22 protein-coding genes and 1 pseudogene are annotated in these 25,897 nt (G+C 72.6%); 9 read left to right on the forward strand and 14 right to left on the reverse strand.

Features of this window, described 5'->3' with window-relative positions:
• Positions 1-168: 168 nt before the first annotated feature.
• Positions 169-2,013 carry a S9 family peptidase gene (locus tag GJQ66_RS10575; RefSeq protein WP_196215862.1) on the reverse strand — a complete coding sequence of 615 codons (1,845 nt, stop codon included), beginning with the start codon at positions 2,011-2,013 and terminating at the stop codon, positions 169-171.
• Between the two features lie 80 nt (positions 2,014-2,093).
• A complete protein-coding gene (locus GJQ66_RS10580) occupies positions 2,094-3,812 on the reverse strand; it encodes a glycerol-3-phosphate dehydrogenase/oxidase (RefSeq protein ID WP_155049343.1) in 1,719 nt (572 codons plus the stop codon).
• 227 nt (positions 3,813-4,039) lie between these two features.
• Here GJQ66_RS10580 and GJQ66_RS10585 point away from each other — a divergent pair.
• Positions 4,040-4,916, forward strand: a pseudogene (locus tag GJQ66_RS10585) (sugar-binding transcriptional regulator); the annotation flags it as partial.
• 57 nt (positions 4,917-4,973) lie between these two features.
• On the opposite strand, the gene GJQ66_RS10590 reads toward GJQ66_RS10585, so the two are convergent.
• The 3 genes from GJQ66_RS10590 to GJQ66_RS10600 form a co-directional block, all read right to left on the reverse strand.
• Complete coding sequence (locus GJQ66_RS10590) at positions 4,974-6,065, reverse strand: ABC transporter permease (RefSeq protein WP_155049344.1); 1,092 nt, start codon at positions 6,063-6,065, stop codon at positions 4,974-4,976.
• A complete protein-coding gene (locus tag GJQ66_RS10595) occupies positions 6,062-6,946 on the reverse strand; it encodes an ABC transporter ATP-binding protein (protein WP_155049345.1) in 885 nt (294 codons plus the stop codon). The genes GJQ66_RS10590 and GJQ66_RS10595 overlap by 4 nt, the downstream gene beginning before the upstream one ends.
• A gap of 175 nt (positions 6,947-7,121) precedes the next feature.
• Positions 7,122-7,325 carry a hypothetical protein gene (locus GJQ66_RS10600; RefSeq protein WP_155049346.1) on the reverse strand — a complete coding sequence of 68 codons (204 nt, stop codon included), beginning with the start codon at positions 7,323-7,325 and terminating at the stop codon, positions 7,122-7,124.
• Positions 7,326-7,455: 130 nt separating this feature from the next.
• Between GJQ66_RS10600 and GJQ66_RS10605 the strand changes: the two genes are divergently transcribed.
• Entirely contained in the window at positions 7,456-8,754 is a 1,299-nt protein-coding gene (locus tag GJQ66_RS10605; RefSeq protein ID WP_155049347.1) for a sensor histidine kinase, read from the forward strand.
• Positions 8,751-9,395, forward strand: coding sequence for a response regulator transcription factor (locus tag GJQ66_RS10610; protein ID WP_155049348.1), 645 nt, complete (start codon positions 8,751-8,753; stop codon positions 9,393-9,395). The genes GJQ66_RS10605 and GJQ66_RS10610 overlap by 4 nt, the downstream gene beginning before the upstream one ends.
• On the opposite strand, the gene GJQ66_RS10615 is transcribed toward GJQ66_RS10610, so the two are convergent.
• Together GJQ66_RS10615 and GJQ66_RS10620 are read right to left on the reverse strand one after the other, a co-directional pair.
• Positions 9,392-10,234, reverse strand: a complete 843-nt coding sequence (locus GJQ66_RS10615) for an exodeoxyribonuclease III (protein ID WP_155049349.1) — start codon at positions 10,232-10,234, stop codon at positions 9,392-9,394. The two genes, GJQ66_RS10610 and GJQ66_RS10615, sit on opposite strands and share 4 nt — an antisense overlap.
• Before the next feature lie 31 nt (positions 10,235-10,265).
• Positions 10,266-10,415: a hypothetical protein gene (locus GJQ66_RS10620; RefSeq protein ID WP_155049350.1), complete on the reverse strand. Its 150-nt coding sequence runs from the start codon at positions 10,413-10,415 to the stop codon at positions 10,266-10,268.
• 167 nt (positions 10,416-10,582) lie between these two features.
• Here GJQ66_RS10620 and pyrE point away from each other — a divergent pair, with 167 nt between their 5' ends.
• On the forward strand, positions 10,583-11,161 hold the full coding sequence (pyrE, locus tag GJQ66_RS10625) for an orotate phosphoribosyltransferase (protein WP_155049351.1): 579 nt from the start codon (positions 10,583-10,585) through the stop codon (positions 11,159-11,161).
• 53 nt (positions 11,162-11,214) lie between these two features.
• Entirely contained in the window at positions 11,215-12,132 is a 918-nt protein-coding gene (locus GJQ66_RS10630; RefSeq protein WP_155049352.1) for an ROK family protein, read from the forward strand.
• Between the two features lie 8 nt (positions 12,133-12,140).
• Here the strand turns inward: GJQ66_RS10630 and GJQ66_RS15200 are convergent, their stop codons facing one another.
• Together GJQ66_RS15200 and GJQ66_RS10635 are read right to left on the reverse strand one after the other, a co-directional pair.
• Positions 12,141-12,275 (reverse strand): hypothetical protein, encoded by a 135-nt coding sequence (locus GJQ66_RS15200; RefSeq protein ID WP_268866083.1) that lies wholly within the window; start codon positions 12,273-12,275, stop codon positions 12,141-12,143.
• A complete protein-coding gene (locus tag GJQ66_RS10635; RefSeq protein WP_155049353.1) occupies positions 12,268-13,056 on the reverse strand; it encodes an HAD-IIA family hydrolase in 789 nt (262 codons plus the stop codon). The genes GJQ66_RS15200 and GJQ66_RS10635 overlap by 8 nt, the downstream gene beginning before the upstream one ends.
• 116 nt (positions 13,057-13,172) lie before the next feature.
• Here GJQ66_RS10635 and GJQ66_RS10640 point away from each other — a divergent pair, with 116 nt between their 5' ends.
• Positions 13,173-14,159, forward strand: coding sequence for an SDR family NAD(P)-dependent oxidoreductase (locus GJQ66_RS10640; protein WP_368732882.1), 987 nt, complete (start codon positions 13,173-13,175; stop codon positions 14,157-14,159).
• Positions 14,160-14,182: 23 nt separating this feature from the next.
• Positions 14,183-14,818 (forward strand): metal-dependent transcriptional regulator, encoded by a 636-nt coding sequence (locus tag GJQ66_RS10645; RefSeq protein WP_155049354.1) that lies wholly within the window; start codon positions 14,183-14,185, stop codon positions 14,816-14,818.
• On the opposite strand, the gene GJQ66_RS10650 is transcribed toward GJQ66_RS10645, so the two are convergent.
• Positions 14,808-16,052 carry an Nramp family divalent metal transporter gene (locus GJQ66_RS10650; RefSeq protein WP_155049355.1) on the reverse strand — a complete coding sequence of 415 codons (1,245 nt, stop codon included), beginning with the start codon at positions 16,050-16,052 and terminating at the stop codon, positions 14,808-14,810. The genes GJQ66_RS10645 and GJQ66_RS10650 overlap by 11 nt on opposite strands.
• A 70-nt stretch (positions 16,053-16,122) precedes the next feature.
• On the opposite strand from GJQ66_RS10650, the gene GJQ66_RS10655 reads away from it, so the two are divergent.
• On the forward strand, positions 16,123-16,755 hold the full coding sequence (locus GJQ66_RS10655) for a TrmH family RNA methyltransferase (RefSeq protein ID WP_368732883.1): 633 nt from the start codon (positions 16,123-16,125) through the stop codon (positions 16,753-16,755).
• Positions 16,756-16,768: 13 nt separating this feature from the next.
• Here the strand turns inward: GJQ66_RS10655 and GJQ66_RS10660 are convergent, their stop codons facing one another.
• Positions 16,769-18,091, reverse strand: a complete 1,323-nt coding sequence (locus tag GJQ66_RS10660; RefSeq protein WP_155049356.1) for an MATE family efflux transporter — start codon at positions 18,089-18,091, stop codon at positions 16,769-16,771.
• A gap of 74 nt (positions 18,092-18,165) precedes the next feature.
• Here GJQ66_RS10660 and GJQ66_RS10665 point away from each other — a divergent pair, with 74 nt between their 5' ends.
• Entirely contained in the window at positions 18,166-20,127 is a 1,962-nt protein-coding gene (locus tag GJQ66_RS10665; RefSeq protein WP_196215863.1) for a M13 family metallopeptidase, read from the forward strand.
• A gap of 55 nt (positions 20,128-20,182) precedes the next feature.
• Here the strand turns inward: GJQ66_RS10665 and purU are convergent, their stop codons facing one another.
• From purU to cydB, 3 genes are all read right to left on the reverse strand, one after another.
• Positions 20,183-21,061 carry a formyltetrahydrofolate deformylase gene (purU, locus tag GJQ66_RS10670; RefSeq protein WP_368732884.1) on the reverse strand — a complete coding sequence of 293 codons (879 nt, stop codon included), beginning with the start codon at positions 21,059-21,061 and terminating at the stop codon, positions 20,183-20,185.
• A 35-nt stretch (positions 21,062-21,096) separates the two neighbouring features.
• Positions 21,097-24,741: a thiol reductant ABC exporter subunit CydC gene (gene cydC / locus GJQ66_RS10675; RefSeq protein ID WP_155049359.1), complete on the reverse strand. Its 3,645-nt coding sequence runs from the start codon at positions 24,739-24,741 to the stop codon at positions 21,097-21,099.
• A gap of 107 nt (positions 24,742-24,848) precedes the next feature.
• Positions 24,849-25,886, reverse strand: a complete 1,038-nt coding sequence (cydB, locus tag GJQ66_RS10680) for a cytochrome d ubiquinol oxidase subunit II (RefSeq protein WP_155049360.1) — start codon at positions 25,884-25,886, stop codon at positions 24,849-24,851.
• Between the last annotated feature and the right edge of the window lie 11 nt (positions 25,887-25,897).

Here is a 25,897-nt window from a genome sequence, read left to right on the forward strand (position 1 = left end):
ATCCGAGATCTCCTGACGCGTCACACCATCGAGACTCGCCGATCCTGAGCCTGAACCTCTTGATCAACACGCCCTAGGCGCGCGGCGCTCCCGGCCGGTTGACCGCGAAGCGGGGGAACGCGAACGGCCCCGGAGTCGTGAGACTCCGGGGCCGTTCGCCGGGGCAGATCAGTAGGTCATGACGAGCGAGTTCGACACGGAGACGATCGACACGACGACGGCGTTGAGGATGCCGGCGATGTACGGGTTGTTCGTCTCGCGGTAGATCTTGCGCGTGACGACGGCCGTGAACGCCAGGATCACGACCACCGGGAACAGCCAGATGCTGTAGATGCCGCCGAATCCGGGCACGAGGTCGCCCGTCACCCAGAAGGTGAGGTACTGCAGCAGCACGAGCACGATCGGGCCGAGCGAGTTGAACAGCGCCAGCACGGCGGTGTTCACCCACTCGCGGCCGGCCAGCGTGAACCGGTTGAACACGTTGATCGACACGGAGTTCGCGACGAAGTAGATCAGGAACAGCGGCACCAGGAACAGGCCGTACCAGATCTTGTCCTGCGGGAACACCTTCACGGCCAGCACCCAGAGGCGGAAGTCGGTCTTGAAGAAGTAGTCCGCGAGGAACACGAGCAGGAAGGTCGCCGTCGTCGCCACGGCCACGAGGCCCACGCTCTGCAGCAGGCGCTTCCAGCCCGGCCAGATGCCGAGCGCGCGCGGGCTCTGGCCCGCCTTGCGGCCGTACAGGAAGTACGACAGCAACATGATGGCGATCGCCGCCACGCCGTTGACCGCGGCCCACACGGCGATGAAGAACACCGAGCCGGTGGGCACCGGGTTGGGCACGGCGTTGTGGACGATGCCCGTGAGCCAGGACTGCTGGCTCAGCCACACGTACGACAGCGCCGAGATCGCGGCCGACACGACGAGGCCGCCCCAGAACCAGGCCAGGCCCTTCGCGGTCGTCTTCTCGGCCGGGGCCACCTCGTCGCGCAGGCCGGCGAAGGCGCGCGTGAACAGCAGCTCGCGCGTGAACACGACGAGGAACATGCCGAAGCCGATCAGGCCGAGCGCCGTGAACAGCTCCTTCCACTGCCACACCTGCGAGGTGGGCTCGATGGGGTTGGGGGCGCCCAGCGTGGTGTCGAAGAAGCCCACGACATCCGCGGTGGTGTACTTCGACTGCGTGCTCCACGGGTGGGTCTGCGCCGGCGTGCTGAGGAAGCGCACGGCCTCCTCGCCGTCGATCGTCTCGGTGTAGTACTCGTCGGGCACGCGCTCGTCGAGCCCCTCGGGGTCCTCGCCGAAGTGCAGGAACGACTGCGCGTTGGGCGTGCCCGCGAACTCGCGCGGCGTGGTCGCGACGGCGCCCTCGGCGGTGTACGAGCGGAAGAAGAACTCGTCGTACTGGTCGGCGACGAGCCCGACGTCGCGCGAGCCGTAGATGTTCGTGTACGCGCCGTCCTCGTCCGTGTAGAACGCCTCGTTGTCGACGAGCATGACCGACGAGATGAGCTGCTCGTCCGCCTCGTTGTCGAGCTGCACGGAGAAGTTCGCGGCGCGCGCGCCGTTCGAGTGCCCCTCGACGCCGATGCGGTCGACGTCGACATAGGGCAGGTCGGCGAGCAGCTTCACGGCGTCGTACATGCCGGTGCCGCCCACGGCCAGCTCATCGGCCGGCAGCGGGTCGGAGTTGCCGTGGCCGTACATGTCGATCGACAGCACCACGAATCCGCGGCGCGCGAGCTCCACGTAGTTCGCGGTCTGCATCTCGCGGTTGTTCCACCAGCCGTGGCTCACCACGACGGCCGGCGCTGGCTCATCGGCCGTCGCGTTCTCGGGGACGAACAGGAGCGCGTTCATGGCGCGGCCCGAGCTCGTCTCCCATTTCAGGTCCTTGACCTCGGTCGAACCGCCGCCGGTCTGCACGATCGCGGCGCCGACGGCCGAGATCAGGCAGAGCAGGAGCGACAGGATCACGAGCGCGCTGTTGCGACGGCGTGACGTCGTTGTCATGGGGTGGGGACTCCTTCATCGGGTGTAAGGTATGCGAGCGGCAGCGCTCGCGAGAAACCCGCCCGCATGGAACGGGTGGGTCACGTCACGGGCGTCATGCGCGTGGCGTAGTCGGGGAGATCGACGCCGTGCTCCTCGCGCAGCAGGCCGATCGTGTCCGCGAGCTCCTGGGCGCGCGTGTCCTCGTCCCACCCGAGGATGGGGGAGAGGGCGTCGGCGATCACGGTGAGTGTGGCGACGTCGGCCCGGCCGGTGAACGCCAGCGACGTGCGGCGCAGCACGACATCGGCCAGATGCACCACGTGCTCCTCGCGCACCATCCAGTCGAGCTCGCGCGTCGACAGCTCGCCGCCGAGCAGCGTCTCGTCCTCGCCCGCGGTCAGGTGCGCCCACACGTCGGCGGCCCTGGTGCCGTAGCGCTCCAGCAGCAGGCGGGTGCGGTCGTCCTCGCCGCCGAGGTGCCGGCGCAGCCACACGGCACGGTCGCCGAGCGTGCGCGGGTAGTCGCGGCCGCCGCCGATCGCCAGCCCCCTTGTGCTCACGCGGCGCGGCGCTCCGAGCCGCTCGAGCACGCGCGTCGAGAGCGTCTCGCCGAGTGCGCGGAACGTGGTCCACTTGCCGCCCACCAGGCTCAGCACGGGAAGACCGCCGAGCTCCGTGGCCTCCACGCGGTAGTCGCGTGAGATCTGCCCGGCGACGGTGGCGTCGCTCTTCGGGAGGGGGCGGATGCCGCTGAACTTGTACACGATCTCGTCGCGCGAGACGGGCACGTCGGGGAAGACGTGGGCGATGAGGTCGAGGAAGTACGACACCTCCTCGTCCGTGCAGCGGGCGGGCTCGCGCGGGTCGGCGGGGATGTCGGTGGTGCCGACCATCGCCATGCCCTTGATCGGGTAGATGAGCACGATGCGGCCGTCCTCGTGCTCGAAGAAGATCTCGCGCCCGCCCGTCGCCTTCACGAGCTCCGGGTTGTCGAGCACGATGTGCGAGCCCTTCGTGCCGCCCATGTACGTCGTCGCGTCGCCGAGCGCCTCGTTCGTGAGGTCGGTCCAGGGGCCGGACGCGTTGACGACGACGTCGGGCGCGAGCGAGAGCTCCTCGCCCGTGACCTGGTCGCGCAGCAGGATCGACCGGCCGTCGCGGCCGACGGCCTCGACGTAGTTGAGCGCGCGGCCGCCGGCGCGCACGCCGTCGCCGAGCACGTCGAGCGCGAGCCGCTCGGGGTCGTGCATGGAGGCGTCGTAGTACGTCGCCGTGTACTTCACGCCGGGGTTCAGGCGGGGCAGCTCGCGCAGCGAACGCGAGCGGCCGCGGAACGCGTGCCAGGGCGTGGCCCGGCCCGAGTTGGCGAAGAGGTCGTACATCACGAGGCCGGCCTTGATGATGAGCGCGCCGCGCTCGGAGGGCTTGCCTGAGCGGTTGAAGAGGAACTTCATGGGCGCGTTCAGCAGGCCGGAGAAGAACGAGTAGATCGGGATGGTCGTCTTCAGCGGCTTGACGTAGTGGGGAGCCGTGGCGAGCAGGCCGTTGCGCTCCTGCACCGACTCGTGCACGAGGCGGAACTCGCCGTTCTCGAGGTAGCGGATGCCGCCGTGGATCATGTGGCTGGAGGCCGCCGAGGCGCCCGAGGCGAAGTCGCCGCGCTCGACGAGCACCACGTCGACGCCCTGCAGCGCCAGGTCGCGGAACGTCGCGATGCCGTTGATGCCGCCGCCGATGATGAGCACCTGGGCCCGGCCCGATTCGCGGATCGCGGCGATCGTCTCCTCGCGGCGGTGCGTGGCTGCAGGCGTGCTCATCGGGCTCCTTCGGCTCGGGGGAAGCGCGCGGCCGGCTGACCGCGCTCAGGACTAGGCTGGGCGGGCCGGGGAGGATTCGCAAGGCGAGTGCACGAATGTGCAGGAGGGTGTGGGGCATGACGGACGTGATCGACGGCGCGGGAGGCGGATCGCCGGCGCGCGCGGGCGACCCGAAGCTCGTCCGCGCCCTCACCGCGGCGCAGCTGTACTACCTGCAGGACCTCACGATGGATGCCATCGCCCGCGAGCTGCACACGTCCCGCTCCTCGGTGTCGCGCCTCATCAGCCACGCGCGCGAGACCGGGCTGGTCGACATCCGCATCCACTCGCCGCTCGAGAAGGGCGCCGCCCTGGAGCGGCAGATCCGCGACCGCTTCGGCATCGCCGCGCACGTCGTGCCGGTCGGGTCCGGGGTGAGCGAGGTCGACCGGCTGGAGCGCGTCGCGTTCACGGCCGCGCGCCTCATCTCGGGGGTCGTCGACTCGAACATGGCCATCGGCGTGGCATGGGGATCGACGATCGGGGCGATCAGCCGCCACCTGCCCACGCGCGACACGCACGGCACGACCGTCGTGCAGCTCAACGGCGCGGGCAACAACCCAGACATCGGGCATCGAGTACGCCAGCGAGATCCTCGACCGCTTCGGGCAGGCGTTCGGCGCGCGGGTGGAGCAGTTCCCGGTGCCGGCGTTCTTCGACGACCCGGCCACGAAGCAGGCGATGTGGCGCGAGCGCAGCACGCGCCGCGTGCTCGGCATCCAGGATCGCATCGACGTCGCGATCTTCGGTCTGGGCTCGCCGCTGGCCGAGGTGCCGAGCCGCGTGTACGTGGGCGGCTACCTCGAGCAGGCCGACTACCGCGGGCTGAGGGAGGACGGGGCCGTCGGCGACGTGGCGACGGTGTTCTTCCGCGCCGACGGCACGTGGCGGGACATCGCGCTGAACGCGCGGGCGACCGGTCCCGGCATCGACCGGCTGCGCCGCGTGCCGCGCCGCGTCTGCGTCGTCTCGGGCACCCCGAAGCTGCCGGCGGTGCGCGGTGCGCTGGCGGCGCGCGTCGTCACCGACCTCGTGCTGGACGAGGAGCTGGCGCGCCAGCTCGTGGGCGGCTGTCGCCCCGCACGTTCGTGCACCGGGCGCGCCGATCGCGCGCGCACCGCTCTAGTGCGCAAGGGCGTCGCGCCAGGACACGCGCGCCCCCATGCGCAGGAGCGAGTTCTCGTAGATGCGCGCGGCCAGCGCGACGACGCCGACGCACGCCGCGAGGGAGAGGACGATCGAGACGATCGGCTCCCACCACTCGGCCTCGCCGAAGAACATCCGGATCGGCATGGACACGGGCGAGGAGAACGGCACGTAGGACATGATCGCCATCACGAGGGGGTTGTTGCTGAAGAAGATGACGAGCATGTACGGGGCCATGACCAGGTAGAGGATCGGCGAGATCGTCTGGCTGATGTCCTCCTGGCGCGAGACCATCGCCCCCGTCGCGGCGAACAGGGTGGCGATGAGCAGGAAGCCCGTCACGAAGAACAGCGCGAACCAGAGCAGCGGCGACCCGAGCCCCGCGAGGATCTCGGTCTGCCCCGTCGCGAGCAGGGATCCGGAGACCGTGATCGCGACGAGCGCGATCTGCGCGAAGGCCATGGCGGTGTTGCCGAGGACCTTGCCGGCGAGCAGCGCGCGGGCGGGGATCGCGGTGATGAGGATCTCCACGACGCGCGTCTGCTTCTCCTCCACCACGCTCGTCGCCACGGGCATCCCGAACGACATCGCCGCGCCCATGAAGATGACCCCGAAGGCGATCCCCATGATGTAGCGCAGGGCGGACCAGGCGCCGTCGGGGTCGAGGAGCTCGACCGTGGGCGCGAGCGAGAGCGCCGAGACGAGGGCCTCGGGCGCCTCCGTCTGCGCGACGATCGTCACGCCGGCGGGCGAGGCGTCGTCCGCGACCACCGCCGCGTCGACCTCCTCCTCCGCCACGAGCGCGCGGGCCTCCTCGGCCGACGCCGTCGTGGTCACCTCGATGCCGGCGCCGTCCGGCAGCTCGGCGGCGATGGCCGCCGGCGCGGCGACCGAGGTCGTCTGCTCCCGGTCGCCGAGCAGCTGCATGACGACGAAGGCCACGACGATGCCGACGAGCAGGATCCCCGTCGAGACGAGGAAGGCCTTGCTGCGCACGCGGGTGACGATCTCGCGCTGCGCGACGAGTGCGGTCGCGCGGGAGAGGGAGACGGGGCGGGCGGCGTTCATCGGACGACCTCTCGGAAGATCTGGGCGAGCGTGGGCTGTTGCGGGGCGAAGCGGGACACGGATCCCTCCCCCACGAGGCGGCGGAGGACGCGCTGCGCCGTCTCGTCCGCATCGACGTCGAACACGGCGGATCCGCCGTCGAAGGAGACGACCTCCACGCCGGGCTCGTGGCGCAGCCAGCCGACGTCGCCGGTCGTCTCGACCTCGAACCGCGGGGCCGAGTGCGCCTGGCGCAGCGCCTCGCGGGGCCCGTGCGCGCGCACGACGCCGCCCGCGATGATCACGAGGTCATCACACAGTCGCTCGACGACGTCGAGCTGGTGGGAGGAGAACAGCACCGCGGCGCCCGCGGCGGCGCGCTCCTGGAGCACGCCGACGACCGTCTCGACGGCCATCGGGTCGAGGCCGCTGAAGGGCTCGTCGAGGATGAGGACGTCCGGGTCGTGCACGAGCGCGGCCGCGATCTGCGCCCGCTGCTGGTTGCCGAGCGAGAGCGCCTCGACCGCGTCGTTCAGCCTCTCCCCCAGGCCGAGCTGCTCCAGGATCCGCGTCGCGCGGTCCGTCGCCTCCCGGCCCTCGAAGCCATGGAGACGCGCGAGGTAGGCGATCTGCTCGCGCACCTTCATCTTCGGGTAGAGGCCGCGCTCCTCCGGCATGTAGCCGAAGAAGCGGCGCGCGGCGGCCGAGAGCGGGGCGCCGTCGAGCTCGACCTCGCCGCCGTCGGAGCGCAGCAGGCCGAGCACGATGCGCATGGTCGTGGTCTTTCCGGCACCGTTGCCGCCGACGAAACCGGTCAGCCGGCCGCGTGGGACGGTGAAGGACACGTCGTCGAGCACCGTGCGTTCGCCGAAGCGCTTGGTGACTTCCGTGAGATTGAGCATGGGTCCGACGCTACGGATCCGGCCCGCGGCGCACATCCGACTGGGGGCGGAGAACGCGGATCCGCCCCCAGTCGGAGCATGCGCGGGAGTACACCGCGCGGATCCGCCGTTGGGCTCACCGGCGCCGCAGCGCCGCCACCGCAACGCGAGGAGAAGTTATCGTGACCGAGATTGGCTACAGCGTCGGCTCGATCGCCGAGAAGTCGCTCAACCGTAGCCTCGCCGGAGCGCTCGTGGGCTTCGTGCCGGTGGGTGTCGAGTTCGTCGAGCTCGAGTCGTCCGAGAACCCCGGAACGATCTCGGCGCCGAGCGCCGCGTAGAACGCCTTCGTCCGCTCGACGTCGGCGACGGGCAGATTCACGAAAATGGTGGCGGCCATGGCGACCTCCCTGTGTCCGATGGTCCGGTGCGCACCTCCGCGTTGCCAGGATGACCCCCTCCCCCCGCGCGCACAAGGGGTCCCCCCGGAGAGGGAGGCGCTCGGGATCCGCCCCGCCTAGCCTGGGGGAATGTCCTCGTCCCCCGGCGAATCCGCCGTCGCCCGCCCCGAGCTTATCCGCGAGCCGCCGACCCCCGCGCAGCTGCGAAACGACGTGTGGCTCGGGCTCGGGCTCTTCGCGGCGGCCATCCTCAGCTCGGTTCTGGGGTTCTTCGCGCAGCTGATGGGAACCGAGAGCCTCGACGCGCGCTGGGGCGTCCTCTATGGCGCGCTCATCGCGCTCCCGTTCGTCGTCCGCAGGCGCTTCCCGATCGCCGTGGCGATCGTCGTGAACGTCGTCTACATCGTCGGGATGGAGGCGGGGGTCCCCGAGCTCTACGTCGGGCAGGTCGCGCTGTTCCTCACGATGTACACGATCGGCGCGTGGTCGCAGAACCGGCGCCGGGCGCTATATGCGCGTCTCGGCATCATCGCGGCGATGTTCGTGTGGATGCTCGTCGCCACGTTCCGCGCGGCGACGGACGCCCCGAACTCTGACGTGGCGGCCGTGGGCGTCCTCTCCCCCGTGCTCGCCTACATGCTCATCATGTGGCTCGTGAACGTCGTCTTCTTCGGCGGCGCGTTCTATATGGGAGATCGGGCATACGACGCGGCGCTGAACCGCCAGGCGCTCGCCGAGCGGACCCGCCAGCTCGAGGAACAGCAGGAGCTCGCCGCCGCGCAGGCCGTCGCCCTCGACCGCGTGCGCATCGCGCGCGAGCTGCACGACGTGGTCGCGCACCACGTCTCGGCCATGGGCGTGCAGGCGGGCGCCGCGCGCGCCGTCGTGGACACGGATCCGGCCGCCGCGAAGCGCGCGCTCGCCGCGGTGGAGGCCTCCGCGCGCGAGGCGATCGGCGAGCTACGGCACCTCCTCGACACGCTGCGCTCGGGCGACGCGGAGGAGGACGAGGCGCCGTCCACGCTGGGGCTTGAGAGCCTGGATCCGCTCGTGCGGAGCGTCGACGAGGCGGGCACGCCCGCGACGCTCCGGGTCGTGGGCGAGCAGGCGAGCGTGCCCGCGTTCGTGCAGGTGAACCTGTTCCGCATCGCCCAGGAGGCGCTGACCAACGCGCGTCGCCACGGCGGCCCGAACGTGCGCGCCGACGTCCGCGTGCGGTACGAGCCGGGGGCCGTCGAGCTCGAGGTCGCGAACACGGGGCGGGTCGTGCTCGCGTCGCGCGCGGGGCTCGGTACCCTCGGCATGCGCGAGCGCGCGACAGCCATGGGCGCGCGCCTCGAGGCCGGGCCCCGCGACGGGGGCGGGTACCTCGTGCGGGTCCGCGTCCCGATCGCGGAGGCGCCCGGCGGGGGAGGATGGAGCGCATGAGTCCCCGCGTTCTCCTCGTCGACGACCACGCCACGATGCGCGCGGGCTTTCGGATGATCCTCGAGGCCTCGGGCATCGAGATCGCCGGGGAGGCCGCGACGGGGGCGGAGGCCGTCGAGCGGGCGGCGCACCTCGCCCCCGACGTCGTGTTCATGGACGTGCAGATGCCCGACATGGACGGCATCGAGGCGACGCGCCGCATCGTGCGGGCCGGATCCGCCGCGAGCGTCGTCATCGTGACGACCTTCGACCGCGACGACTACCTGTTCGCGGCGCTCGACGCCGGCGCGAGCGGATTCCTCCTGAAGAACGCGCGCCCCGAGGATCTCGTGCAGGCGGTGCGCGTGGCGGCCTCGGGCGACGCCCTGCTCGCCCCCGAGGTGACCCGCCGCGTCATCGCGCGGCACGGCGACGCGGCGGGCGCGGTCGCCGGCGAGCCGACCCTCGCGGTGGATCTCACCGAGCGGGAGCGCGAGGTCCTGCGACTCGTCTCGGGCGCGCTGAGCAACGCCGAGATCGCGGCGCGGCTGTTCATCGGCGAGGCCACGGTGAAGACCCACGTCTCGAACATCCTGCAGAAGACCGGATCCCGAGACCGCGTCGCCGCGGTCGTCTGGGCCCACCGACGGGGGCTCGGCTAGCCGAAGATCATCGGCAGGTCGTCCTCGTCCTCGCCGTCGAGGTTCAGGTCGACGACGACCGGGACGTGGTCGCTCGGGGCCTCGCCCTTGCGCTCGTCGCGCTCGATCGACGCGCCCTCCACGGCGTCCGCGAAGGCGCGCGAGCCGAGGATGAAGTCGATGCGCAGCCCCTCGTTGCGCGGAAAACGCAGCTGCTTGTAGTCCCAGAAGGTGTACCCGTCCGGCACGATCGGCCGCACGACGTCGGTGAGCCCGGCCTCCTCGAGGGAGCGGAATGCGGCGCGCTCGGCGGGGGAGACGTGCGTCGTCTGGCCCTCGACGATCGACGGATCGCCGTTGTCGGCGTCGAGCGGCGCGACGTTGAAGTCGCCCGTCAGCGCCAGGGGGAGGTCCGGATCCGCCCGCAGCGTGTCGCGCACGTAGTCGCGCAGCTTCTCGAAGAAGTGCAGCTTGTAGGCGTAGTGGGGGTCGTCGAGGCCGCGGCCGTTGGGCACGTAGAGGCTCCACAGCCGGGCGCCGTCGACGAGCGCCGAGATGGCGCGGGCCTCGAGCGGCGCGTCGTCGCCCTCATACCCCTTCTGGAATCCGGGCATGCCGGGGAAGGAATACTGCACGTCCTCGAGCGGCAGGCGGCTGGCGATCGCGACGCCGTTCCACTGGTTGAGCCCGTGCGCCTCGACGTGAAAGCCCGCGTCCTCGAACGGCGCGAAGGGGAACTGGTGGGGCTTGCACTTGATCTCCTGCATGAGGAGCACGTCGATGCCCGCGCGCTCCGCGAAGGAGACGACGCGGTCGACGCGCGCCCGGACGGAGTTGACGTTCCAGGTCGCGATCCGCATACCCCCAGCCTAGGCGGCTCGCGTATCCGCCTCAGTCGCGCGGGTCGGATCCCCACTTGAGGTTGTCGAAGAGATCGTCCACGGCCCGCCGGTCGTAGGCCCGTGCGCGGGGCGCGGCGGGGAAGTCGGGGCGGTCGACGAGCGCGGTGAGGGCGCGGCCGGCGCGGAGCCGGGCGATCACCTCGTCCAGGCGCCGGTTGACGTGATCGCGGTCGTATCCGTCCGAAAAGAGGCCGGGCCGGGGGAACGCGCGGCGCTCCAGCCAGTCCTCGAGGGGCTGCTCTGCCGTGCGGCCAGCCTACGGGCACGGCGCGGGCGACGAGGCGGAGGCCACCTAGACTGGGCCGCATGGCCATCGCATCCACGCCCGCTGCCGAGAACGACCGCCAGAAGCTCATTGAGCTCATCACGGACGAGGCGGTATTCCACGGCGACTTCACGCTCTCGAGCGGCAAGCAGGCCACCTACTACGTGGACATGCGCAAGCTCACCCTCGACCACCGCGCTGCCCCCGCGATTGGCCGCATCATGAGCGACCTCATCGCCGACATCGACGGCGTGGTCGCGGTCGGCGGCCTGACGCTCGGCGCGGACCCCATCGCCAACGCCGTCCTGCACGCGACCGCGGCCACGCCGCGCCCGCTGGACGCGTTCGTCGTCCGCAAGGAGCCGAAGGACCACGGTCGCGGCCGCCAGATCGAGGGCGCCGAGGTCGAGGGCAAGCGGGTCGTCGTGCTCGAGGACACGTCCACGACCGGCCAGTCCGCCCTCACGGCCGTCGCGGCCCTGCGGCGCGCGGGCGCCGAGGTCGTGGCCGTCGCCGTCATCGTCGACCGGAAGACGGGGGCGCAGGCCGCGATCGAGGCCGAGGGCCTCGAGTGGCGCGCCGCGATCGACCTCGACGACCTGGGCCTCGCGCCGCAGTAGCGCGCTCCGCCCGGCGCGCGGCGGACCGCCCCGCGGTCGATACGCTTCTCGTCATGACCCGTTTTGCCCTCGCCGTCGACGTCGGCGGCACGAAGATCGAGGCCGCCCTGGTCGACGAGGCCGGCGCCGTGCTCGCGGCCAGCCGCACGCGACAGCCGACCGGGCGCGCGATCGACCCCGCGGGGATGCGCGAGGCCGTCAGCGCGGTCGTTGCGCACGCCCTCGACGCGCTCCCGCGGGGCGCCGCTCTCGCGGGGGCGGGCATCGGATCCGCCGGCCCTGTGGACCTCGTCGCCGGCACGATCGCGCCCGTGAACATGCCGGGCCTTTCGGGCTTTCCCCTCGCCGAGGCGGTGCGCGACGCCGTCGTCGTCGCGACGGGGCAGGCGGATCCTCGGGTCGTCCTCCGCCACGACGGCGGGGCGCTCGCGCTCGCCGAGGCGTGGCTCGGCGCGGCCGCCGGCGCGCGCGCGTCGCTGTCGATCGTCGTGTCGACGGGCGTGGGCGGCGGAATCGTCGTCGACGGCCGCCCCGTGGGCGGATCCTCGGGGAACGCCGGTCACCTCGGTCAGACGCACGCGGCCGAGCACGGGGGAGAGCTAACGCTCGAGGAGATCGCCTCCGGCCCGGCAAGCGTCACGTGGGCGCAGCTGGCGGGTTGGCGCGGCACGACGGGGGAGCAGCTCGCGGCCGACGCGCGCCGCGCCGACCGCGTCGCGCGCGAGGCGATCGAGCGCTCGGCGCGCGCGGTGGGGCGGGCGCTCGCCGATGCCTCGACCCTCCTCGACCTCGAGGTCGTGGCGATCTCGGGCGGCTTCTCGTTCGCGAGCGACGATTACGTCGAGCTCGTCGCGGCCTCGCTCGCCGACTGGGCGGTGTTGCCGTACGCCGCCCGCACGCGCGTCGTACGGAGCGGCCTCGGGCCCGACGGCCCGCTCGTCGGCGCGGCCGCGCTCGCGCTCCGCGCGTAGGCCGCGCGCTACTCCGGCGGGCGGCGCGGGCCGAAGGCGTCGTCGTCGTCGCGGCCGTTTTTCAGGCGGCCGAGCGCCCGGATCCCCATGACGATCGCGGCGACGCAGCTCAGCGCGACGACGACGAGAAAGGCCTCACCCATCGGCGGGCTTCCGCAAAAGGTCCGCCACGCTCGCGACCGTCTCGCTCGGCCGGAACGGGTACCGGTCGATCTCGCGTTGGTCGCTGATCCCGCTCATGACGAGGACCGTGTGCAGCCCGGCCTCGATGCCCGCGACGATGTCGGTGTCCATGCGGTCGCCAATCATCCCCGTGTTCTCGCTGTGCGCACCGATCCGGTTGAGCGCGGAGCGGAACATCATCGGGTTGGGCTTGCCGACGACGTAGGGCTCGCGGTTCGTGGCCTTCGTGATGAGCGCGTTGATCGCGCCCGTCGCGGGCAGCGGGCCCTCGGCCGACGGCCCTGTCGCGTCGGGGTTCGTCGAGATGAAGCGGGCCCCGTTGTTGATGAGCCGGATCGCCTTGGTGATCGCCTCGAAGGAGTAGTTGCGCGTCTCGCCGATGACGACGTATTCGGGATCCGACTCGGTCATGATGAAGCCGGCCTCGTGCATGGCGGTGAGGATCCCCGCCTCGCCGACGACGTACGCGGTCCCGCCGGGGGACTGGCTCTTGAGGAAGGTCGCGGTCGCGAGCGCGGAGGTCCAGATGCGGTCCTCGGGCACCTCGATGCCGCTCGCGCGGAGGCGGGCGGAGAGGTCGCGCGGGGTGAAGATCGAGTTGTTCGTGAGGACGAGGAACGGGGTGCCGTCCTCGCGCCACTGGGTCAGCAGCTCGGGGGCGCCCGGGATGGCCCGGTTTTCGTGCACCAGCACGCCGTCCATGTCGGTCAGCCAGCACTCGATCTCGTCATGACTCGCCATGACTGAAGCGTAGGTCGTCGGGGGCCGGTGTGGGGAACGCCCCGCGTGTCGCGCCGGGGGCGCCCCGCGCCGCGTGCCGCAACGCCCCCGACACACGACGGGCCTACGCTCGCATCGTGAGCACACGCGCGGCGGACGCCTGGGATCCGCGGGACCTGCCGCCCCAGGACGGGCGCAGCTACCTCGTTACCGGCGCGAACGCGGGGCTCGGGTTCTTCACGTCGGAGAAGCTCGCCCGCGCCGGCGCCCACGTGATCATGAGCGGCCGCCATCCCAACCGCCTCCAGGCGGCGCACGACGCGCTCGAGGCCCGCGTGCCGGGCGCGTCGGTCGAGACGCTGCTCCTCGACGTGGCGAACCCCGGATCCATCCGCGCCGCGGCCGCCAGCGTCCGGGGCGGCCTCTTCCAGCGCGCGCGCCTCGACGGCGTCGTGTTCAACGCGGGCGTCGTGCACACCCCGCACGCGCGCGAGACCACGCGTGACGGCCGCGAGCTCGTCTTCGCCACGAACGCGCTCGGCCACTTCGTGCTCGGGGCCGAGCTGCTCACGCAGCTCGCGAAAGCCGCCACCCCGCGCCACCGCCCCCGCATGGTCTGGCTCGGCAGCGTCTCGACCCTGCTCGGCCGGCACGCGCCGGAGGATCCGCAGCTCGAGAACGGATACGGCGGGTGGAAGGCCTACGTGCAGTCGAAGGTCGCCGTCCAGGCCCTCGGGTTCGAGGCCGACGCGCGCTTGCGCGACGCGGGCGTTCCCGTCGACAGCGTTGTCGCCCACCCCGGCTATTCGATCGGCGGGCGCTCGCCGCGGGTCACGGGCGTGAGCGAGCCCGGGCTCCTCAAGCGCCTGCGCGACGGGCTGCAGGCGCCGATCGCGCAGGGCAAGGACACGGGCGCGGATCCGATCGTGCGCGCGCTCCTGGACCCTGCGATCGAGGGCGGCGAGTACTGGGGGCCGCGGCTTCTCACGCGCGGCGAGCCGGCGCGGCAGCGCCCCTCGGCGACGTCCTCGGACCCGGAGGTGCGCGCGCGGCTGTGGGAGGCGTGCGAGCACCTCGCCGGGCTGACCTGGCCGTTCGACAAGGCCGCCAGGGCGACCCGCTAAACCGCCCCGCGTACGCTGGGGGCATGCCCACGAGCCCCGCGGCCGACGACTATCTCAAGACGATCTACGCCCACACCGAGTGGCAGGACGCGCCGATTACGCCGTCGGTGCTGGCCGCGAAGCTGGGCGTCGCGCCCTCGAGCGTGACGGAGATGGTCAAGAAGCTCGCCGCGTCGGGCCTCGTCTCGCATCAGCCGTATCGGGCCGTCACGCTGACGGATGCGGGCCGCGCGCGGGCCGTGGCGATGACGCGGCGGCACCGCCTCATCGAGACGTGGCTCGTGCGTGAGTTCGGATACACGTGGGACGAGGTGCACGACGAGGCCGAGGTGCTCGAGCACGCGGTCAGTGACCGGCTTCTCGCCGGCGTCGATGAGCGCCTCGGGTTCCCGCGGTTCGACCCGCACGGCGACGCCATCCCGCGCCCCGACGGATCCGTCGAGCGCGAGCCGTTCGTCCTCCTGGGAGACGCGCGGCCCGGGCACACGGGCCGCGTGCTGCGGGTCCTGGACCGGGATCCGATGCTGCTGCGCGCCATCACGAGCTGCGGCATCGACGTGGGGAGCGAGCTGACCGTGACGGTCGCCGGCCCCGCGCTCGGCGACCGGGTCATTGAGATTCCCGAGGGCGCGCGGGAGGCGGTCTGGCTCACGGCGTAAACGTGAGCCAGAGCAGCACCCCGTTCAGCGCGATCAGGAACGCGCTGAACAGCGCGCCGAGGCCCGTGGTCCACCAGCGGTTGCGGTGGTCGCCGAGCGTCCGCCGCTGCGCCGTGATGACGACGAGCGGGACGAGCGCGAACGGGATCCCGAACGACAGCACGACCTGGCTGAGGATGAGGGCCGTCGTCGGGTCGTAGCCGATCGCGAGGATCCCGAGCGCCGGCAGGAGCGTGATGCCGCGGCGCGCGAGCAGGGGGATCCGGACGTGCAGGAGCCCCTGCATGATCTCGGAGCCGGCGTAGGCGCCGACCGACGTCGAGGCGAGGCCCGAGGCCAAGAGCCCCACGGCGAACAGCGTCGCGATCGCGGCCCCGAGGCTGTCGGCGAGCGCCGCGTGCGCGCCCTCGAGGCTGTCGGTGCCCGGGACGCCGGGGAGGTTCGCCGCGCCGAGGAGGAGGATCGCGAGGTTGACGGTGCCGGCGATCGCCAGCGCGATCGTGACGTCCCAGCGGGTGGCGCGGAGGAGGCGGCGGATCCGCGCCGGCCGCGGGGTGCCCCCGAGATCGTCGCGCGCGAACCGGTCGCGCGCGAGCGCGGAGTGCGCGTAGATGGCGTGGGGCATGACGGTGGCGCCGAGGATCGAGGCGGCGAGCAGCACGGAGTCCGCGCCCTCGAAGCGGGGCACGAGCCCCGCGAGGATGGAGGCGCCGTCGGGCGGCCCGACGAAGACCCCGACCGTGAAGCCGAGCGCGATGATCGCCATGAGCCCGATGATGACCGTCTCGAACGGCCGGGCCCCGCGGCGCGACTGGATCGCGAGGAGCGCCATCGATACGGCGCCCGTGATGAGGCCGCCGGCCAGGAGCGGCACGTCGAAGAGGAGCCAGAGCGCGACGGCGCCGCCGATGACCTCCGCGACGTCGGTCGCCATCGCGACGAGCTCGGCCTGCGCCCAGTACGCCCGGCGCGCCCAGGGCGAGCGGATCCGCGCCCCGATCGTCTCCGCGAGGCTGCGGTCCGTGATGACGCCGAGCTTCGCGGAGAGGTACTGGATGAGCCACGCCATGGCGTTGCCGAGGACGACGACCCACACGAGCAGGTAGCCGAACCGCGCGCCCGCGGACATGTTGGTCGCGACGTTGCCGGGATCCAGGTAGGCGACGCCGGCGACGAGCGCGGGGCCGAGCAGCCAGGCGGATCGGGGGGCGGCGGTGCCGGTCGCGGGCGTCATGCGGCCAGTGTGACACATTTTTCGGTGTGCCGAAAAGTTCGAATCGCCGGGGGAGTGGGACGATGGGGGAGTGAGCGAGACCCCCGCGCCCGAGCCCCACCGCGAGCAGTCGACCCACGGCGTCGGCCCCTGGCCGGGGCCGTGGCCGGACGGCGACTGGTGGGATCCCGAGCTGCTCGCGGGCGGCGACAGCCGCAACGTCGTCGACGGCTACCGCTACTGGCGGATGGACGCGATCGTCGCGGACCTCGACACGCGCCGGCACCCGTTCCACGTCGCGATCGAGAACTGGCAGCACGACATGAACATCGGCTCGATCGTGCGCAGCGCGAACGCGTTCCTCGCCGACACCGTCCACATCGTCGGCCGGAAGCGCTGGAACCGCCGCGGAGCCATGGTCACCGACCGCTATCAGCACGTCGTGCACCACGCGAGTGTCGCGGACTTCCGGGAGTGGGCGGCGGCGGAAGGGATCCCCATCGTCGCGGTGGACAACGTCGGCGACGCCGTGCCCGTCGACCGCGCGGACCTCCCCGAGCGCTGCGTGTTCCTCTTCGGCCAGGAGGGGCCGGGGCTCACCGAGGAGGCGCTCGCGGCCGCCACGAGCCACATCGAGATCACGCAGTACGGCTCGACCCGGTCCATCAACGCCTCGGCCGCGGGCGCCGTCGTCATGTACGAGTGGTGCCGCCGCTGGGCCTAGGCCCGGTCGGGGCTCACCCCGCCTGGCGCAGCCACGCGGAGCCGCGCACGCGGCGGCCGAGCGTCCACGCCCGCATCCCCATGAGCACGCCGAAGAACGCGATCGCGACGCCCACGAGGCCCCAGGACCCCGCCGGCCGCGCCATCAGCAGGATCAGCAGGTAGGCGAGGAACGGGACGAGGTTCACGGCCCCCGCGAGGGCGAGATAGCGCGCGTCGTTCGCGCCCATGAGCACGCCGTCGAGGACGTAGACGACGCCCGCGAGCGGCTGCAGGGCACCCATCGCGACGAGCGCGGGGAGGGTTAGCCAGGACATGTCCCACTCACCCGTGAACGCGACGCCGAGAACGGGTGCGAGGCCCGCGATGAGCAGGCCGATCGCGACGCCGCACCACGCGCCCCAGGCGACGGTGCGACGGAGCACGTACCGCACGCTCGCCTCGTCGCCCGAGCCGAGGTACTTGCCGATGAGGGCCTGCGCGGCGATCGCGAGCGCGTCGAGCGCAAAGGCCGCCGTGGATCCGATCGTGAAGACGATCTGCCACCCCGCGAGCTCCTCCGTCCCGAGCGCCGTCGCGGCTGCGACGGTGAGGAGCAGGCCGGCGCGCAGCGCGACCGTGCGCAGGAGCAGCCATCCGCCCGTCAGGGCCGTCCCGCCGAGGCCGGCGCGCGAGGGGAGGGCGGCGGATCCGTGCCGCTTGGCGAGCCGCGCCGCGATGCCGGCGTACGCGACGACCATGCCCCACTGCGCGGCGACCGTGCCGGCGGCGGATCCGGCGATGCCCCAGCCGAGGCCGTACATGAACAGCCAGTTGAGGAGCGCGTTGGCGGCGAAGCCGAGCCCCGCGATCCACAGCGGCGTCACGGTGTCCTGGAGCCCGCGCAGGAGCCCGGTCGCGGCGAAGACGACGAGCATGGCGGGCAGCCCCCACATGCTGAGACCGAGGTAGGCCTCGGCCTCCGCCGCCACCTCGGGCGTGGGCCCGAACAGGCCGACGGCCCACGGCGCGAGGGCGTAGCCCGCGACCGCGAGGACCGCGCCGATGCCGACCGCGAGCCACATCCCGTCGATCCCGCGGGAGACCGCCCGCGCGTCGTCGCCCGCGCCGTGGAGGCGGGCGACCGCCGGCGTCGTCGCGTAGGCGAGGAAGACCATCAGGCCGACGAGGGTCTGGAGCACGCTCGAGGCGATGCCGAGGCCCGCCAGCTCGGCTACGCCGAGGTGGCCGACCATGGCCGAATCGAGCGCGAGGAAGATCGGCTCGACGACGAGCGACCCGAACGCGGGCACCGCGAGCCAGAGGATGTCGCGGTTGAGCGTGCGCTGCGGGGCCATGGTCTAAGCGTAGGGCGGGCGTCCGACGCCGCCCGCGCGCCCCGACGTCGGTGGGCGAACCTACGATGGAGGCCATGACGCTTCCCGCTGGCCTCGCGACCGAGGAATTCTCCGACTCCATCCGCCCGCAGGACGACCTCTACCGGTACGTCAACGGATCCTGGATCGAGCGCACCGACATCCCCAGCGACAAGGCGCGCTGGGGCGCCTTCCATCAGCTCGCCGAGCAGGCCGAGAAGGACGTGCGGCAGATCGTCGAGGAATCGCGTTCCGCCGACGAGGGTTCCGAGCCGCGCAAGGTCGGCGACCTGTTCACGAGCTTCATGGACACGGCCGAGATCGCCCGCCGCGGCCTCGACCCGATCCGGGAGCCGCTGGAGCGTGTCGCGGCCGTGACCGACCTGCCCGGATTCCTGCGCACGGTCGGCGCGCTCGACCGCGAGGGCGTCAGCAACGTCATCGGGGTGTTCGTGGAGCCGGACCCGGGCGACCCCACGCGGTACATCCCCTTCCTCGTGCAGTCGGGCATCTCGCTGCCGGACGAGCAGTACTACCGCGAGGAGCGCTTCGCCGAGACCCGCGACGCCTTCCGCGCGCACGTCGAGCGGATGCTCGCGCTCGCGGGCATGGCGGATCCGGCCGGCGACGCCGAGCGGATTCTCGCCCTGGAGACGGAGGTGGCGAGCCACCACTGGGACAACGTGCGCAGCCGCGACGCCGTCGCGACCTACAACCCCATGACGTTCGCCGAGGCGCAGGAGCTCGTGGGCGTCGACCTCGCCCCGTGGCTCGAGGGCCTCCTCGGCGGGGGCTCGGCGGCCGCGTTCGACGCGGTGACGGTCTACCAGCCCTCCTTCCTGGAGGGCCTCGGCACGCTCCTGACCGCCGAGCGGCTCGAGGACTGGAAGGCGTGGCTGCGCTGGAAGGTCGTCCGCGCCGCGGCGCCGTACCTGACCGACGAGATCGTCGCCGAGAACTTCGCCTTCGTGGGGACGACGCTGCAGGGTGTGCCGGAGAACCGCGAGCGCTGGAAGCGCGGCGTCAGCCTCGCGGAGGGCGCCATGGGCGAGGCCATCGGCAAGGTGTACGTCGAGCGGCACTTCCCGCCGCAGGCCAAGGCCGAGATAGACGCGCTCGTCGCGAACCTCATCGAGGCCTACCGCGGCTCGATCGAGACGCTGGAGTGGATGAGCCCCGCGACCCGAGAGCGGGCGCTGGAAAAGCTCGACGCGTTTACGCCGAAGGTCGGCTACCCCACGAAGTGGGTCGACTACGCCGCGCTCGAGATCGACCCGGCAGACCTGGTCGGAAACGTCCGCCGGGCGAGCGCGTTCGAGCACGATCGCCAACTCGCGAAGGTCGGCCAGCCGATCGACCGCGAGGAGTGGCTCATGACGCCGCAGACGGTCAACGCGTACTACCACCCGCTCATGAACGAGATCGTGTTCCCCGCGGCGATCCTGCAGTACCCGTTCTTCGACCCCGAGCGCGACGCGGCCGCCAACTACGGCGGGATCGGCGCTGTGATCGGCCACGAGATCGGGCACGGGTTCGACGACCAGGGGTCGCAGTACGACGGCACGGGCGCGCTCAACAACTGGTGGACCGATGCCGACCGCGCGGCGTTCGAGGAGCGCACGGCGAGCCTCATCGCCCAGTACGACGTCCTCACGCCGGAGGGGCTGGACCCCGAGCACCACGTCAACGGCGCCCTCACGATCGGCGAGAACATCGGCGACCTCGGCGGCCTCGGGATCGCGCTGAAGGCCTACGCGCTGTCGCTCGAGGGAGCGGAGCCCGAGACGATCGACGGCCTCTCGGGCCTCCAGCGCGTCTTCCTCTCGTGGGCGCAGGTGTGGCAGCAGAAGGGCCGCGACGCCGAGACGATCCGCCTCCTCGCGGTCGACCCGCACTCGCCGAACGAGTTCCGCTGCAACCAGATCGTGCGCAACATCGACGCGTTCTACGAGGAGTTCGGCGTGACCGACGCCGACGCGCTGTGGCTCGAGCCCAGCGCGCGCGTGACCATCTGGTGACGCCAGGCGTCGGCCCGGGGCGAACCCTCGCCCCGGGCCGACGACGTCCGGCGGGCTACGCGAAGACGATCGTGTGGTTGCCGTGCCGGATCACGCGATCCTGCGCGTGCCAGAGCACGGCGCGGCTGAGAACCGCGCGCTCGACGTCGGCGCCGTGGCGGCGCAGGTCGGCCGCCGAGTCGGCGTGCGTCACGCGCGCGACGTCCTGCTCGATGATGGGGCCCTCGTCGAGGTCCTCCGTCACGTAGTGGCTCGTCGCGCCGATGAGCTTGACCCCGCGCTCCTTCGCCTTCTTGTACGGGTTCGCCCCGATGAAGGCCGGCAGGAACGAGTGGTGGATGTTGATGACCGGCACCCCCACCTTCTCGAGGAAGTCGTTCGAGAGCACCTGCATGTAGCGCGCCAGGACGACGAAGTCGACGTTGCCGCGCAGCAACGAGAGGATCTCCGCCTCCGACGCGGACTTGTCCGGCCCCGCCTGCGACGGCACGTGGAAGAACGGCACGCCGAGCGCGCGCACGTCCTCCGCCGACGTGGTGTGGTTCGACACGACCATGGGGATCGACACGGGCAGCTCGCCGCGGCGGTAGCGCCACAGGAGGTCGAGCAGGCAGTGGTCGCTCTGCGAGGCGAGGATCGCCATGCGCTTGGGCGTGCCCATGTCGCGCAGCGTCCACGTCATGCCGAGCGGCGTCAAGGTCCGCTCGAGGTCGGCCTCGATGTCGAGCTTCGCGGCCGCGAGCTCCGGGCGGTGGAAGACGACGCGCTGGAAGAAGTCGCCGCCGGACGGATCCGAGGAGAACTGGTCGAGCGAGACAATGTTGCCGGATCCGCGCTCGATGAGCTTCGTGATCGCCGCGACGAGCCCGGGCCGGTCGGGCCCCTGGACGATGAGGCAGGCGTGGTCGGGCTGGGTCGGGATTGGCGAGCTCACCCGCCCATCATGCCGCACGCGGGCCGCGGGGCCCGTCATAGCGCGATGCGCTCGGCGCCCGCGAGGGCGACGTCGTCCGCGCGGTGGCTGACGAGGAGCACGACGCGATCGGCGGTCGCGGCGCGCACGTCGGCCATCATGTCGGCCGCGGTCGGCGCGTCGAGGTGCGCGGTCGGCTCGTCCAGGAGAATGACGTCCGCGCGCGTGAGCAGCGCGCGCGCCACGGCGAGCCGCTGGCGCTCGCCGCCGGACAGGGCGGATCCGCCCGCCCCCACGCCCGCGTCGAGCCCGCCCGGGAGCGCCTCGAGCAGGCGCCCCAGGCCCGCGCGACGGAGCGCGTCGGCCATGTCCGCGTCGCTCGGCGCGTCCTCGCGCGCGCGGGCGAGGAGGAGGTTGGCGCGGATCGAGGAGTCGAACACGTACGCGTCCTGCGGGCACCACGCGATGCGTCGCCGCCAGGAGGCGAGCGACAGGTCGGTGAGGGGAACCCCGTCGGCCGTCACGGCGCCCTCGGTCGCGGGCAGCGCGCCCATGACGACCGACAGCAGCGTCGACTTGCCCGTGCCCGATCGCCCGGACACGACGAGCCACGCGCCGGCGCGCGCGGTCCCCGTGACGCCGCGGAAGACCGGATCCGCCTGCCCTGGGTACTGCGCGGCGACCCCCGCGAGCGCCACCTCGCGCACGGGCCGCGGGGCCTCGGCCGTGCCGCTCGAGACGGGGGTCGGGGCGGCCATGAGCGGGCTGAGCCGGCGCACGACCTCGCGCAGCGTCGGGAGGCGGTGCGCGGCGGCGACGAGCCCCTCCAGCGGCTCGACGGCCGCGAGCGCGAGCAGCGCGACGACACACACGAGCTCGGCCGGGGCGCCGACCGAGACGGCCGGGACGACGACGGCGAGGGCGGACGCGGCCAGCACGACGATCGCGCTGCCGAGGCCCGCCGACCAGGCGTTTCGGCGCTCGGCGGCCGCCAGGCGCGCCCCCGCCACCTCGAGGCGCGCCACGGCGCTCCCCGCGATCCCGTTCGCGCGCAGGTCGTCCGCGGCGCTCGCGAGGGCGGCCGTACCGCGCACGAGCGCGGAGCGCTCCCGGACGCGGGCCCGGCTCGCGCCGCGCGCTGCGACGAGCGCCGCCGCGACGCCGAGGCCGGCCGCGACCACGAGGGTGGCCGCGACGAGGAAGGCGAGGTGCGGGGCGACGATCGCCGTCGTGACGGCGATCCCCGTGATGGCGAGGGTCCCGGCGGCGAGCGGCGGGAGCGTGCGGGGCAGCTGGTCGCGCAGGTCGTCGGCGAGCGTCACGAGGTAGTCGAGCGGGGATCCGCCCTCCAGGAGGCGTCGCGAGCCCGCGCCGCGCGCGGCGATCGACCGCCACAGGCGCAGCCGAAGGGCGTCGGTCGCGCGGAAGGCGGCGTCGTGCGTGACGAGCCGCTCCGCGTAGCGCGAGACGGCCCGCCCGATCCCGAAGAACCGCACCCCCACGATCGCGACGAGCAGGTACATGATGTACTCCTCGACGCTGGCCCGCACGATGAGCCAGCCCGAGACCGCCGTGAGCGACAGGCCCATCGCGATCGTCGCGAAGGCGAGGAGGATCCCCAGCGCCCAGCGCCCGCGCGCGGGCCGCAGGATGCGCGCGAGGGCGCGCCAGGGCGACGGGGTCGCGGATCCGTGCAGCACGCGGTGGCGCGGGCCCCGCAGCGCGGGGAGCTTCTCGGGGGCGGGCTCGACGAGGCGGATCTGGTCGGTGATGACGGGGATGCCGACCGTCGTCGTGGAGGGCTCGGCCGCCGCGACCGCCGGCTCGTCGTCTGAGGAGGTCACCGTGACGGATCCGCCGCGCGCGGTGGGCACCGCGGCCGGTGCCGCCTCGCGCCTGCCGCGCGCCGCGTCGACCGCCAGGCGCCGCGTGGCGAGGGCCAGCGTCTCGGGCTCGTGGGTCGCCAGCACGATGGTCGCCTCGCCCGCGCGCCGCCGGATCGCGGCGCGGACGCGGTCGGCGCTCGCGGCGTCGAGGTGCGCCGTCGGCTCGTCGAGCACGAGCACGCTCGCGCCCTGGTCGACCCGCGCGAGGGCGCGCGCGACGGCGAGCCGGCGGAGCTCGCCCGGGCTCAGCTCCGCGATCGAGCTGTCGGCGACGCGGGCGAGGCCCAGCTCGCGCAGGGACGCCTCGGGGTTGGTCGCGCCGAACAGCGCGAGCTCGTCCCACGGCGTCGCGGTGAACGCGTGCGGCGCCTGCGGCGCCCACGCGACGCGCTCCGTGTCGATGCCCACGACCCAGCCCGAGGACTCGGCATCGGCGGGGAGGGTGCCCGTCAGCGCCCCCAGCAGCGTCGACTTGCCCGCGCCGGACGGGCCGGTGATCGCTGTGATCTCGCCGATCTCGGCGCTGAAGCCGAATAGCGTCGGCTCCGCGCGCCCCGCGTAGTGCACCGTGAGGTCGCGCACGACGATGGGGGGCGGATCCTGTTCCTCGGCCGGCGCGGGCTCGTCGGCCCACGCCGTGCCCGCGGCGATCTCCTCGAGCGTCGGGAAGTCCTTCGGCGCCTCGAAGCGCTCCGGGAGGTCCTTCGTCAGCGGCAGGTCGATCGGCTGCGTGATGTCGGCCACGACGGGTAGCTCGGATCCGCGCACGTCCGACCGGCGGGCGCCGGCGAGGATCTCCCGCACGCGGGCGAGGGCCGACAGGCCGTTCTGCGACGCGTGGAACGCCGTGCCCAGCTCGCGGACGGCGGCGAAGCACTCGGGGGCCAGGATGAGCGCGACGAGCGCCGCCTCGAGGCCGACCGTACCGTTCAGCAGGCGCAGGCCGAGGAACACGGCGACGATCGCGACGGAGATCGTCGCGATGAGCTCGAGCGCGAGCGCGGAGAGGAACGCCCAGCGGAGCGTCTCCTGCGTGCGCTGTCGATAGGCGCGCTGGACCCCCTCGAGCGCGCGGGACTGCTCGTCGACGCGCCCGAGCCCCACGAGCACGGGCAGGCCCCGCGCGAGCTCGGTCATGTGGTTCGCGAGCGTCGTGAGCGCGCCGAGCGCCTCGTCCGTGCGCGCCTGCGTGTGCCGGCCGATGAGGACCATGAACAGGGGCACGAGGGGGATCGTGAGGACGATCACGAGGGCGCTCACCCAGTCGGCGCCGAGGATCCACGCCCCGACGACGAGCGGCACGACGGCCGCCTGCACCGTCGCGGGCAGGCTGGAGGTGCAGTACTCGTCGAGGTCGTCCAGCCCGTCCGTGGCCAGGACGGCGACGGATCCCTCGCCCTCGCGGCTCGTCGAGATGCGCGCCGGCGCGGTGGGCCGCTCGCCGCCCGCGGTCTCGGCCGCGGCGGCGCCCTCGGCGTCGCCGTGCGCGATGCGCCACCAGAGCTGGCCCCGCATCGTCCGCTTGAGGTCGATCGCGGCGCGCTGCGCGAGCACGCGCGTGCCCCACCCGGCCACCGCGCGGAGGATCGCGCCCCCGCACCCGAGCCAGAGCACCTGGCGCACGTCGAAGGATCCGGACTGCACGCCCACGACGCCCGCCGCGACGGCGCCGGCCACGAGGACCAGGCCGACGGCCTTGAGGGCGGCAAGCACCCCGAGGGCGAAGAGGGTGATCTTCCCGAGGGGCCCGAGGTCCGGCCGGCGGGCCGGCTCCTTCGGGCGGGCGGCCTCGATACGCCAGGGGTCGATGCTCATAGTGCTTCCATGCCTACCGGATGGGTCTGGACGACGCACTCACGCCGTGCCGATATGCGAGCGGGCGCGGGCGGGATCCACGGATCCGCCCGCGCCCGCACCCGGGGCTACTTCGCGCGCAGGATCGCGGGGAGCACGATGTGCGCCTCGGGGATCATGCCCGGAGTCAGGCGCTGGCGGAACACCCAGTAGGACCACGCCTGGTAGCCGATGATGATCGGCAGTCCGATCGCAGCGACGATGGTCATGACGGTGAGCGTGTAGTCGCCGCTCGACGCGGTGAACGCGGTGAGCCCGAACGCCTCGTCGAGCGTCGACGGCAGGACGTAGGGGAACATGCCCGCGAAGATGGAGCCCGCGCCCGCGACGATGAACGCGCTGTAGCCGGCGAAGGCGCGCTTCTCGCGGCGCGCGCGGGCGGAGGCCCACCCGAACGCGGCGCCCGCGACCGCGAGGACGACGAGGGCCCACGACCAGATCGTGCCGCCGTGGAGGAACTGCACCCAGAGCGCCCATCCCGCGGCCGGGAGGAGCAGGAGCGGCGCCCAGGTGCCGCCGAAGCGCGCGGCTCGGTCCCGGATGGCGCCCTCGGTCTTGAGTGCGAGGAACGTGGATCCGTGCACGAGCGCGAAGCCCACGACGCCGAGCCCGCCGAGGATGGCCGGGACGGTGAGCCACACGAACGGGTGCCCCACGCGATCGCCGTTCGCGTCGATCGGGAGGCCCGTCGAGGTGATGGCGAGGGCAGCCCCGATGCAGAACGCCGTGACGAGGGATCCGAGCCCGAGGGTCCAGGTCCAGAACCGCGCCCACTTCTCGGTGTGCACCTTGCCCCGGTACTCGATCGACACGGCGCGCAGGATCAGCGCGATGAGGGTGATCGTCAGCGGTACGTAGAGCGCCGAGAACAGCGCGGCGTACCAGAGCGGGAACGCCGCGAAGATCGCGGCGCCGGCCGTGATGAGCCACACCTCGTTGCCGTCCCACACGGGGCCGATCGTGTTGAGCATCGTGCGGCGCTCCTTCTCGTCCTTCGTGGAGAAGAGCAGGTGCATGCCGACGCCGAGATCGAAGCCCTCGAGCACGAGGAAGCCGACCCAGAGCACCGCGATGGCGACGAACCAGACGACGGGAAGAACGTCCATGAGCATGTCTC

The organism is Microbacterium sp. ZXX196 (genome assembly GCF_009709595.1).
Classification (GTDB): domain Bacteria; phylum Actinomycetota; class Actinomycetes; order Actinomycetales; family Microbacteriaceae; genus Microbacterium; species Microbacterium excoecariae.